Origin of the sequence: Bradyrhizobium sp. 154, assembly GCF_023073875.1 — a bacterium.
Classification (GTDB): Bacteria; Pseudomonadota; Alphaproteobacteria; order Rhizobiales; family Xanthobacteraceae; genus Bradyrhizobium.
In genome coordinates this window covers 1-11879 of record NZ_JADPKG010000032.1, presented here as the reverse complement: position 1 = coordinate 11879, position 11879 = coordinate 1, and the positions used below count along the sequence as shown (strand labels likewise).

At 66.3% G+C, this 11879-nt stretch carries 9 protein-coding genes; 5 read left to right on the top strand and 4 right to left on the bottom strand.

Features of this window, described 5'->3' with window-relative positions; genetic code table 11:
• The first annotated feature begins 169 nt into the window (after nucleotides 1-169).
• Nucleotides 170-2617 (top strand): adenylate/guanylate cyclase domain-containing protein, encoded by a 2448-nt coding sequence (locus IVA92_RS07610; protein ID WP_247278653.1) that lies wholly within the window; start codon nucleotides 170-172, stop codon nucleotides 2615-2617.
• A gap of 168 nt (nucleotides 2618-2785) precedes the next feature.
• On the opposite strand, the gene IVA92_RS07605 is transcribed toward IVA92_RS07610, so the two are convergent.
• The gene (locus IVA92_RS07605; RefSeq protein ID WP_247278652.1) at nucleotides 2786-4012 is read right to left on the bottom strand and encodes a Spy/CpxP family protein refolding chaperone; all 1227 of its coding nucleotides are present in this window, start codon (nucleotides 4010-4012) and stop codon (nucleotides 2786-2788) included.
• Between the two features lie 384 nt (nucleotides 4013-4396).
• The gene (locus IVA92_RS07600; RefSeq protein WP_247278651.1) at nucleotides 4397-5440 is read right to left on the bottom strand and encodes a LysM peptidoglycan-binding domain-containing protein; all 1044 of its coding nucleotides are present in this window, start codon (nucleotides 5438-5440) and stop codon (nucleotides 4397-4399) included.
• A 225-nt stretch (nucleotides 5441-5665) separates the two neighbouring features.
• Between IVA92_RS07600 and IVA92_RS07595 the strand changes: the two genes are divergently transcribed.
• Complete coding sequence (locus tag IVA92_RS07595; protein WP_247278650.1) at nucleotides 5666-8329, top strand: EAL domain-containing protein; 2664 nt, start codon at nucleotides 5666-5668, stop codon at nucleotides 8327-8329.
• Nucleotides 8330-8585: 256 nt separating this feature from the next.
• On the opposite strand, the gene IVA92_RS35730 is transcribed toward IVA92_RS07595, so the two are convergent.
• Together IVA92_RS35730 and IVA92_RS07590 are read right to left on the bottom strand one after the other, a co-directional pair.
• Complete coding sequence (locus tag IVA92_RS35730; protein ID WP_346015472.1) at nucleotides 8586-8708, bottom strand: hypothetical protein; 123 nt, start codon at nucleotides 8706-8708, stop codon at nucleotides 8586-8588.
• 84 nt (nucleotides 8709-8792) lie between these two features.
• On the bottom strand, nucleotides 8793-8969 hold the full coding sequence (locus IVA92_RS07590; protein WP_247278649.1) for a hypothetical protein: 177 nt from the start codon (nucleotides 8967-8969) through the stop codon (nucleotides 8793-8795).
• 123 nt (nucleotides 8970-9092) lie between these two features.
• Here IVA92_RS07590 and IVA92_RS07585 point away from each other — a divergent pair, with 123 nt between their 5' ends.
• The 3 genes from IVA92_RS07585 (at nucleotide 9093) to IVA92_RS07575 (ending at nucleotide 11746) form a co-directional block, all read left to right on the top strand.
• Nucleotides 9093-9230 carry a hypothetical protein gene (locus tag IVA92_RS07585; protein ID WP_247278648.1) on the top strand — a complete coding sequence of 46 codons (138 nt, stop codon included), beginning with the start codon at nucleotides 9093-9095 and terminating at the stop codon, nucleotides 9228-9230.
• 125 nt (nucleotides 9231-9355) lie between these two features.
• Complete coding sequence (locus IVA92_RS07580; RefSeq protein WP_247278647.1) at nucleotides 9356-10480, top strand: lactonase family protein; 1125 nt, start codon at nucleotides 9356-9358, stop codon at nucleotides 10478-10480.
• Between the two features lie 372 nt (nucleotides 10481-10852).
• Nucleotides 10853-11746 (top strand): HlyD family efflux transporter periplasmic adaptor subunit, encoded by an 894-nt coding sequence (locus tag IVA92_RS07575; RefSeq protein WP_247278646.1) that lies wholly within the window; start codon nucleotides 10853-10855, stop codon nucleotides 11744-11746.
• Nucleotides 11747-11879: the final 133 nt, after the last annotated feature.

Below are 11879 nucleotides of genomic sequence, written 5' to 3'. Positions count from 1 at the left end.
CCCCTTTCCACGCGCTGCCTTTCCACCTGTCCCGGCGCCCACAGCGGGTAACCACAACGGCGGCTCGGTCGGGCCCCTTGGCAATCCTTGGCCCGAATTGTGGTAGAAGGCTGCCAGGGCCGGTGCGGCCCGTAGCGCGCAGCGTCAATGGCGGCGCGAGAGGATCGGGATGGCAGGAGCGAACGACAAGACACGGTTTTTACGCGAGGGCCTGTTCGCCAAATACGTTGTCTCCCTCGTCGGCCTCGTCGTGTTCGTGCTCGCCGTCAACGGCGCGATGGAGACCTGGATCTCCTACCGCGCCACCAGGACGTCGCTGATCGACGGGTTGGAGGACAAGGCGCAAGGCGCTGCCCGGCGGGTCGAGCAGTCGATCTCGGAGCTCGAGCGCCAGATCAGCTGGGTGACGCGGGCGAGCCAGGATACGCTCGAGAAGCGCCGTGCCGACTACGCGTCGCTCCTGCACCAGGTCTCGGTCGTCAGCCAACTGTTCCAGCTCAACGGCGAGGGCCGCGAGGTGCTGCGCGTCTCGCGCCAGTCGACCACGACGGGGAGCAATGCCGACCTCTCCCGCGACATGCGCTTCACCGACACCGTCGCCCGCGGCGTCAGCTACGCGCCGGCCTGGTTCGCCGACCGAACCCCTTACATGTCGATCTCGGTGGCGCATTCCGGCTTCAACGCCGGCGTCACTGTCGCCGAGATCGATCTCAGCTTCCTCTCCGAGCTCCTGTCCGACGCCCAGGTCGGCAAGGCCGCCTTTGCCTATGTGGTCGACCCGCGTGGCCGCGTGCTGGCGACGTCCTCTAGAGGACCCGATGTCGGCAAGGATCTGTCGAAGCTGCCGCAGGTCGCGGCCGCGATCGCGCCCGGCGGCGAGCCGGACACGTCGGGCACCGACTTCAACGGCCATGCGGTGATGAGCGCCGCGAGCACGGTGCCGAAGCTCGGCTGGAGCGTATTGTTCGAGCAGCCGGCCACGCAGGCCTTGATGCCGATCCGCGACCAGCTCGTGCGCATCGCGCTCCTGATCGGCATGGGCCTGATGGTCGCGATCCTCGCCGGCACGCTGCTCGCCCGCCGCATGATCATCCCGATCACGGCGCTGCGCGACGGCGCCCACAAGCTCGGCGAGGGGGATTTCAGTCATCGCATCGATGTGCGCACCTCGGACGAGCTGGAAGACCTCGCAAGCCAGTTCAACCGCATGGCCGATCAGATCCAGGAGACCTATTCGAACCTGGAGACCAAGGTCGAGGAGCGCACCCGTGATCTCGCGCAGTCGATCCACGAGCTCAAGGTGCTGGAAGAGGTCGGCCGCGCGGTCGCCTCCTCGCTCGATCTCGATGCCGTGCTGCCGACGATCGCCGCCCGCGCGATCGAGATCACCCGTGCCGATGCCGTGCTGATCTACGGCTATGACGCGGATGAGCGCCGCTTCAGCCTGGTCGAGGCCAATGGCATCGGCAAATCGGCCGACGGTGCCCACCTCACCATCGACGAGGGCGAGAACATCCTGAGCGATGCGGCGATGACCGGCGAGCCGATTGCGCTGGCCGATCTCGACCATGCTTTCGAGCAGCCGTTGCGCGACGTCGCCGTCAATGCCGGCTTCCATTCGGTGCTGGTGGTGCCGCTGGTCGACCAGCAGGGCACGCTCGGTTCGCTGGTCGTGCTGCGCCGTTCCAGCGGCGAATTCGCCCCCAGCATCATCGGCCTGATGCGCACCTTTGCCAACCAGGCGGTGCTGGCGATGCGCAATGCGCGGCTGTTCACCGAGGTCGATCACAAGAGCCGCGCGCTGGAGGCGGCGAACGAGACCGTGCGCGCCCAGGCCGACAAGCTGCGCGAGCAGACCGAGCAGCTCAAGGACTGGAACAAGTCGCTGGAGGCTCGGGTCAAGACCCAGCTCGGCGAGATCGAGCGCATCCGCAAGCTCGAGCGTTTCCTGGCGCCGCAGGTCGCCCAGCTGATCGCCTCCTCGGACAGCCCTGAGGGGCTGCTCACCAGCCAGCGCCGCGAGGTGACCGTGGTGTTCTGCGACCTGCGCGGCTTCACCGCGTTCACGGAAGCAACCGAGCCGGAAGAGGCGATGAACGTGCTGCGCGAATATCACGCCGCGCTCGGCAAGCTGATCTTCAAGTATGAGGGCACGCTCGACAAATATGCCGGCGACGGTGTCATGATCCTGTTCAATGCGCCGATTCAATTCGAGGACCACACGAAGCGCGCCGTGAAGATGGCGGTGGAGATGCGCGACACGATCGGCCCGCTGACCGAGCGCTGGCGCAACCGCGGCCATAGCCTCGGCTTCGGCATCGGCATTGCGCTCGGCTATGCGACGCTCGGCCAAGTCGGCTTTGAGCAGCGGCTGGAATATGCCGCGATCGGCAGCGTCACCAACCTCGCCTCCCGCCTCTGCGGCGAGGCTAAGCCCAACCAGATCGTGGTGAGCCGCCGCGTCTACGGCATGGTCGAACCGTGGGTCGAAGCCCGCGCCCTCGACGATCTCCATCTCAAGGGCTTCAATCACCCCGTGCTCGCGATGGAAATCTTGTCCTGGCGCGAGGAGGTGGAGAACGTGGTGGATGCGGCCGCGGTGCGGCGGCGAGGGTAGCCAAGACAAAAGTGCGAAAACAACCCCATGCACAGTAGGCGGGGGCTGCAAGATCAATGACTTACGAGGGCCTCGCGCGGGTGGTGGCGTGGTTTGACACGTCGGGCAAAACACTGGGAGAAAGACATCATCTCTCCGACCCTCCCGCGAACCACATCCCTTCTGCGCTCACGCCCCCCGCTTCGGCCCGATCGCCTCGAAGCCGGCCTTCTGCTCGTCGCTCAGATCCGCCTCGAAATCGTCGAGTGCATCGCTGACGCCGCCGACCGCTTGCAGCATTGTCTCCAGCCGCGCCTTCACGGCGGCGAGGCGGGCCTGCGGTGTCGCGGCGGCCTCCGCCGGGCAGGCGCTCAGTGTCTCCACGGTGCGCAGAGTGGTGTCCTGGAGCACGTCAAGGCGGGCGCGGGCGATCTCGTCGAGCTTGAGCGTGGAAGCAATCTCGGCAACGGGCCATTGCTGCTGCACGAGCTGCTCGTATTGGCGCTGCGCCTTTTCGTCATAGCGAGGATCATAGTCCGGCTTGCAGGCGGCGGCCGCCTGCGCGTCCTTGGGCAGAGCCGCGGCAAGCGCGGCGCGACGCTCATTGGCGAGCGCATTGAGTCTTGCCTTCTGGTCGTCATTGAGGAGACCGACGAATTTCGAAAGCGGCGGCGCGACCGCGTCAATGGCCTTGATCATGGCCTGGAGCCGCTCACTCATCAGGCCGAGGCGCTCGGCGGCCGTGGCCGGGGCCTGCGTCGGGCAGGCGGCACGGATGGTGTCGCGCGCAGCGGCCCAGGCGGATGCGAGCTCGTCGAGCGCGGTGCGCTGCGATTCGTTCGGCGCCACGGCGGCGGTGACCCGCTCGACGGGGAGACCGCCGGCGTCGCTGGCTTCGCAAAGAGTCTCCGCGGACGGAATTCGCCGAGCGCGCCGGCCTTGCGGCGCGATGTAGGCGGCAAGTTCGGTGGCGACGTAGGGCGCGAAGATCGCCGCATAGATGTCGCCATAGCCATAGAGCGAGAGGCTGGTGGTGTCGCCGAAGATGATCGCGGTGGTGAGATCATCATGCGCGAACGGCCAGAACACCGGGCCGACCCAGCCATAGCTGCCGTCGGGATGGCGCCACCATCCCTGCGGACGGCGACCGCCCTGCCAGCCCGACAGCGCAGCCTGCGCCGTGAGCGCCGCACGCAGGACGTAAGGGTTGGCAGGCTGGCCGCGCTCGGCGCCGCGGGGATCCTGCGACCTCAGCGCGGCCGAACGGTATCGGCCACCGCGCACCGCCATGCGGGCATGGCGCAAGCGCGACATGCCGATCATGTGGCCGACGGCAAAACGTGCAACGCCGAGCGGACCGCCGCGCAATCCGAACTGGGCCTCGGCCTTGTCAGGCAGCAGCACTGCCACACACATGAGGGCAGCGCCCGCCAACCCCAGTCCCATGCGTCCGGACACGAAAGCTGACCCGACCACCTCGGCCTCCTCCCAGCGCCAAGCGCGCACTGCGTCGCATCACAATGACGCCTGGGGGAACCGATTGTTCCGGAGCGGCACCGGGCAAAGCGTCGCGGCAGCTCCCCGCTTGCGTCAGGACTATCGCGCATATGGCGCTTGGCCGGGCCTGAGGGCACGCCTCGTCCTTCGAGACGACCGCTCCGCGGTCTCCTCAGGATGAGGCTAGGCAGCATCGGTGCCTGTTGAAACTGCTGCCGCGCTCATCGTCCTCATCCTGAGGGCCCGCCTGAGGGGGCGTCTCGAAAGATGGCCGCAGAGAAGAGAGAAAGAAGAAAAACCGCCTCACTGCGCCTTTGGCGGCATCACGACGGTCTGGCCGGGATAGATCAAATTGGGATTATGGATCTTGCTGCGGTTGGCGTTGAAGATCACGGCGTAGCGGGCGCCGTCACCATAGGCAAGCCGGCTGAGCGCCCACAGGCTATCGCCGCGGGAGATCACGCGGCTGCCACCCGCTTCCGCCGGTGCACCATTGAGTGCGTCCGCCGGCGAAGCCGATGCCACTGCGGTCGCCGCCGGTGCGCGGGCCATGACCTTCGGCTTCGGCGCGCCAGTCAATCTGGGCCGAGCCGCGGGCCCGTCGGGTGCCGAGGCCAGGCGTGGCGCCGCCGAGGGCAAGGAGGCCACGACTTCAGGCCTGTCGTCGGGTTTCTCGGCCTGGTTCGGCGCTTGTTTCGCTTCTTGCTTCGCTTCCTGCCGCGCGGCCGGTACCGGGCGCGCGGGCGGCGGCGCGGCTTCGGCGATCGTCACCGGCATGGAGCGGGCGGATTGCGTGACGGTCCCGTCGGTCGATTTCGCCCGCAGGGTCAGCTCATAGGAACCGGCAGGAAGCTGCGGCGGGGTCATCACGAACTGCCCCGACGCATCGGCCACGACCGAATCGAGCGGCTTGCCGTCGCGCAAGAGCTCGACCTTCGCACCCGGTGTGGCCCGGCCGGCGATCACCGCGGCTTCGCCATGATCGTCGATCCGCGCAACGTCGAAACGGGGGCCCGCATCGGTCGCAGCCGCCGGCGGCTTGACCGGCGCGAGATCGGCCAGCGCCGCGACCTGTTTCTGCGTCTCGGCCAACGCACCCACCTTCGGCTCGGGCACCGGCGAGACGGTTGCGGCCGGCGCGCTGGCGGCAAGCTTCGGCTCTTCCGACTTGGGATCCTGTTTGAGTTCCGGTCTGGGTTCGACCTTTGCCTCCGGCTTGGCGGCGACTTCGGTCTTCGCCTCGCCCGTCAGCAGCAGGCGACGCAGGTCGGTGGGGCCGATCACCACCGCGGTACCGCCCACCGCGAGCAGACAGAATGCAATGAAGGCCTTGGATGCGGTGATCATCGAAAATGAACCTTAGTCAGAACCTGGGTCGCAAATCAGCGGACGCGGCAAATTGCGCCGATTTGGCTGCGGCAGCAAGACGATCATTGGGATGACAAGCCTCCGTTCAGGCGCGCCCCGGATGAACCGCGCCAGCCCGCGCGTTCCAATTCATCCTTCCCTAACCCTCGCTGGTAACGGGGTCTTGGCGGTTTTGCTGCATCTTGCGTTCCACGGGAGGGCTGGATGGGCACATCGATTGGATCGACCGCGCGGATGCGCGCGTTGCTGCGCCGTTGGCGCGGGGCACCGCTGACATGGCTGATCGTCGGCGGCTTCGTGCTGATGGCCGCGACCGCCGTCGGCACCGCGCTCACCGTCGACCGCTTTCGGCAGAATGCAATCGAGAGCGGCCGCGAGAGCCTGCAAAACTCCGTCCGCATGCTCGCCCGGCATTTCGACCGTGAGTTCGAGGACTTTGCGGTGCTCCAGAAGAGCATCATCGCCGAGCTCGAAAGTCATGGCATCGAATCCGCTGAGGTCTTTCGCAGCGAGATGGGCACGCTCGCCGTGCACGAGGTGCTGCGCGCAAAGGCCAGCGGCTGGTCTGACGTCGCCGGCGCCAATGTGTTCGATTCCGAGGGTGTGCTGATCAATTCATCGCGGCGCTGGCCGGTTGCCGCGATTTCGGTGGCCGACCGCGGCTATTTCAATCGCCTCAAGAACGATCCGGCCGCGCAGGAAGAGATCGAGATCGTACGGGGCCGGCTCGGCAACGGGCCGGCGATCGTGTTCGCGCGGCGCGTCTCCGGCCCGCACGGCGAATTCCTTGGGCTGGTCTCGCGCGCGATCGCGCCGGAGCAGCTCGAATCCTTCTTCGCCTCGACCGGGCTCGGCGAGGAATCCTCGATTGCGATGCACCACCAGAACGGCCAGCTGCTCGCACGCATCCCGCATGTCGATGACATGATCGGGCAGAACTTCCGCAAGGGCACGCCCGAGCAGATGGCGGTGTTCGAGCGCACCTTCGTCACCACCCAGCTCGCAAGCCCGATCGACGGCAAGGACCGCATCGTCGCCGCGCGCCTCCTCACCGGTGAGCCGCTGGTCGTGGTCGCGACCAAGTCGCTGGATGCAACGCTGGCCACCTGGCGCACGCAGACGAAATTCTTCGTCATGGTGGCCGTGCTGTCGATCGGCCTGCTCGTGCTGACGCTCTATCTGATCTTCCGCCAGGTGACGCACCGGCTCTCGCTGGAGAAGCAACGACTCGACACCGCGATGAACACCATGACGCAGGGCCTGTTGATGTTCGATCAGGACGAGCGGCTGATCGTCTGCAACCGGCGCTATATCGAAATGTACGCGCTATCCGCCGACGTGGTGAAGCCAGGCGTCCATTTCCGCGACGTGATCCGGCATCGCCACCACACCGGCTCGTTCCACGGCGACGTTGAGTCCTATTGCGACGATATCCTGAGCCATATCGGGCGCACCCAGAGCGCCATCGTCGAGACCGCCGACGGCCGCCTGATCGAGATCAAGAACCAGCCGGGCGCGGCCGGCGGCTGGCTCGCGACCCATGACGACGTCACCGAGCGCATCCGCGCCGACGAGCGCATTGCGCATATGGCGCATTACGACGCGCTGACCGACCTGCCCAACCGCGTGCTGATGCGCGGCCATCTGGAGCGCCGCGTCGCCGAGCTCGGCCAGGGCAAGCCGTTCGCGATCCTCTATATCGATGTCGACGAGTTCAAGGGCGTCAACGATTCGCTGGGACATGAGGTCGGCGACGAGCTGCTGCGCCAGGTCGCAAGCCGCCTGCGCGCCTGCGTCAGCGGCAACGACATGGTCGCACGGCTCGGCGGCGACGAATTCGCGATCATCAAGGCCGGCACCAACGATCAGGCTCAGCTGGCCGCGTTGGCGGAAACGATCTTGAATGCGCTGCGAGCGCCCGTCAATTGCAAGGGCCAGGAAATCCCGACCGACGCCAGCATCGGCATCGCGATCGCGCCCGATCACGGCGACAATATCGACGACCTGCTCAAGCGCGCCGATCTTGCGATGTATGCGGCGAAGTCGGAAGGGCGCCGCACCTTTCGCATCTTCTCGCCCGAATACGACGCCAAGGCGCGGCAGCGCCGGCAGCTCGAGCTCGATCTGCGCCAGGCGCTTGCGCGCGGCGAGTTCGAGGTGCACTACCAGCCGCTGGTCGATCTCGCGGCCAATGTCGTCACCGGCTGCGAGGCGCTGCTGCGCTGGCGCCATCCCGAGCGCGGCATGGTTTCGCCGGCGGACTTCATCCCGGTCGCCGAAGACACCGGCCTGATCAGCGAGATCGGCGAATGGGTGCTGAAGCAGGCCTGTACCGAGGCCGCGAGCTGGCCCGGCCAGATCCACATCGCGGTGAATGTCTCGCCGGTGCAGTTCCGATCGCGGACGCTGGCGCTCAAGATCGCCGCGGCGCTCGCGGAATCGGGGCTGGCACCGGGACGGCTCGAGCTTGAGATCACCGAGACCGTGCTGATCCGCGACGACGAGGAGGCGCTGACGATCCTCCAGCAGCTGCGCGAGCTCGGCGTGCGCATCGCGCTCGACGATTTCGGCACCGGCTATTCGTCACTGAGCTATCTGCACCGCTTCCCGTTCGACAAGATCAAGATCGACCGCAGCTTCATCAGCGACATCGGCGAGCCTGATGATTCCTCCCCGATCGTGCAGGCGGTGGTGCACATGGCCGCCGCGCGGCACATGGCGACGACGGCCGAAGGCGTCGAGACCGAGGCCCAGCGCGAGGTGCTGCGTCAGCTCGGATGCAGCCAGATGCAGGGCTGGCTGTTCAGCCCGGCCGTGCCGGCGGCGAAACTGAAGCAGCTCTTGTCGGCACAGGCCGCGGCGGCTTAGCGGCGCGCTCATTACGGCCGCTCCATCCGCGATGTCCGCGCAGCCATAGAACGCACCGGTCCGTACAAGTGCCGACGATTGATTTGAAGCTGGACTCGATCAGGGAGCGAGAATGACGAAGCGTGTTCCGAAAGCGAGTGTGCGCCGGTGTCAGCATCATGCTCGAAGATGAATGGACGCGCAGTGACGATCACATCCCGATCTCATCGGGCTTTTTCGCGCAGCATGCAGGATGACGTCGCGGAGGGACGAAAGCTCACATCAGGCCTTTTGCGGCACGGACTTCGGCGATCTCGGCGTCGGGATGGGCGACGATGGTGGCGAACATGATGCCGCTGATGATCAGCGACCAGGCGGTGTCCCAATAGATCCAAAACACGTGCCAGCCTCCGTTTCGATCTCCTCCGCCCGGGGATCAGGATAACGGCAAGGCGAGGCTGCCGTTCCCGGTGCGCATGCGGCGCTATTTTTGTTTGGTCGGCGGGGAGCTGCGACCGGTTTGACCGGTGTGGCGCTTTGCCACGACGTCCTCGTCGCGCTCGCCCTCAAGCGGACGCGGCGGCAGCTTGGGCTGGCCTTTCTGGCCGCCATGCTTGCCGCCCATGTCGGGCTCGCCTTCGAGATCGTTTTCACGGGGCATAATGCTTCAATGCGCTGGGGCGGCATTGGTTCGCCTGTGAACGAGGTCATAGGATCGCCGCGGTTTGCGGTGCACGATCGTTGCCCCGGGGGCATCGCGATTTCGACCGATGGATTAGGGCTGATGCGGAGACGACTGATCGCCTGGACCATCCTGACCTGCGGGCTGCTTGCGGTCACCGTATGGACCGTGCTCGGGCCGCCGAATCGCCCGCCCGGCCCGCATTTGCCCTCCCGCAGCGTGACGGCGGCGGTGCGGTAGCCATCCTGAGCCACCGATACAATTTCGGCATCGATCAATCCCAACTGGAATTTGGTGTGACGGCGCGCCTCCCGCTATCCTCAACGGCAAAACGACAATGCCGCACCGGCTTTGAGGAGGAGACCATGTTGAGACCGACCCGACGTATCGCGCGGCGCCTGCCGCGCGCTGCGATCGCCACCACCCTCGCCTTTCTCGCCCTCATTCCTGGAGTCCGTGCCGGCATGGCCGAGACCTTCGCCTATGTCGGCGACGCCGACAGCAACGACGTCAGCGTGTTCAAGATGGCCGAGAGCGGCGAGATGACGCCGGTGCAGACGGCCGCTTTTACCGGCATCGAAAAGCCGGGCTCCTCGACGCCGCTGGCGATCACGCCTGACAAGCGCGTGCTGATCGCCGGAATCCGCTCGCAGCCATACCTTGCGGTGAGCTTCGCGATCGATCCCAAGACGGGCCGCCTCAGTCATGTGGGCAACGGGCCGCTCGCGGACAGCATGGCCCATATCGCCGTCGATCGCAGCGGCAAATTCCTGTTCAGCGCCTCCTATGGCGGCAACAAGGTCGCGCTCAATCCGCTTGGCGCAAACGGCGTCGCCGGCGAGCCGAAGCAGATAATCCCGACCGGGCTGAACGCGCATGCCTTCCTGCCCTCGCCCGACAATCGCTTCGTGTTCGCGACCAATCTCGGCTCCGATCAGGTGCTGAGCTTTGCGTTCGACGCCACGACCGGCACGCTGACGCCGAGCGATCCACCTGCCCACAAGGTGCCGGAAAAATCGGGACCGCGGCACTTCGTGTTCCACCCCAACGGCAAGTTCGTCTATCTCATTCACGAGCTGAACGGCGACGTCGCGGCGTTCAGTTATGAGGCCAAGAACGGCGCCTGGACCGAGACCCAGCGCACCACCGCGCTGCCCGAGGGCTTCAACGGAAAGCCTTGGGCTGCCGACATCCACATCACGCCGGACGGGCGCTTCCTCTACGCCTCAGAGCGCACCACGAACACGCTCACCGCCTACAAGGTCGATGCAACAAGCGGCAAGCTGACCACGATCGGCAGCGTGCCGACCGAGAAGCAGCCGCGCGGCTTCAACGTCGATCCCTCGGGGCGCTATCTCGCCGCGGTCGGCGAACTCTCCGACGGCATGACGGTCTATGCGATCGACCAGAGCAGCGGCGCGCTCGCCAAGCTGAAATCCTATCCCACCGGCAAGAAGCCGAACTGGGTGGAGTTTCTGAGCCTGCCGTGAGGGAGGCGCGGCCGGCCTGCGCTAACATCGGTAGTTTCGCGCAGCCTGCCTCATATCACCGGGCATGGACCGTCAGATCGTCTTCAAGTGCCCCCGGACCGGCTTGAACGTGCAGTATCGGCTTGGCGACGATCATCTGCTCGACCGCTCCACCGGCATGACGGTCGGCGATCGCCGGAGCTGACGGCCGGTCCTGCACTGCGACCTGCCCCATCCGGCGGGAGCGAACCTGATCGCCAATCCCGCGACTAATCAAGGACTTGCCGCGGCGGCCCGCGCAGGCGTGGCGTCCCGCCGTGGGACAACGCTGCCGTAGTCCGGCCCGTTGCCATCTGCTATCGATTGAAGGGCTTGAACCCCATGGAATTTTCGATGCGTCATTTGCCCCGTGCCGTTGCCCGAAGCCTGTTTCCCGCAGCCATCGCCGGAGTGTTCGCTCTCGGCCAATATCCGGCCGGAGCCGCCGAGGACGATGCCCCCAAGGGGCCAGCAGTCACGGTGCTGAAGGTCGCGAAATCCTGCTTCTCCGACATCGTCGAAGCCACCGGCACGATCATTGCGCGCGAGGAAACGTCGGTGCGGCCCGAACGTCCGGGCCTGAAAGTGACCGAGGTGCTGGCGGAAGCCGGCCAGACCACCACCGCCGGCCAGGTGCTGGCGCGGCTGGCGCTGCCGGAAGGCGGCACGCTTCAGGTCACCGCGCCGGTGGCGGGCGTGATCGCCACGTCGACCGCGCAGATCGGCAATTTCGCCTCGGCCAAAGGCGAGGCCCTGTTCACGATCGTGGCGCGCAGCGAATACGATCTGGTCGGCATGGTCGCGACCACCGACATGCGCAAGCTCGCCGTCAACCAGCAGGCCACCGTGCGCATTGCCGGCGCCGGCGACATCGATGGCAAGATTCGCCGCATCGGACCGACCGTTGAGCCGAACATCCAGCAGGGCATGGTCTATATCGGCATCTCCTCGCAGAAGCGCCTGTTGCTGAATGCGAGCGGCCGCGCGCTGATCAAGACCGGGCAGAGCTGCAACGTCGCGGTGCCGCTGACGGCCGTGCAATATTCCTCGGCCGGCACCGTGGTGCAGGTGATCCGCCGCAATCGCGTCGAGACCAAGCGCGTCGAGATCGGATTGATGGCGGGCGGCAATATCGAGGTCCGCGACGGACTCAACGATGGCGACGTCGTCGTCGCCCGCGCCGGCGCGCTGCTGCGCGAGGGCGATCCGGTGCGCCCGGTGATGGCGAGCGCCGAAGCGGCGAAGTAGAGATTGAAGAAGCGCGATGCTTCACCCTCCCCTAGAGGGCAGGGCTATCGCATGTGGCCGAGGAGCTCAAAAAGAAAGGCATCGTTCCACCCGGCGCGCTTGAGCTTGAGGCGCAAGGAGATGGTGGTGTCAG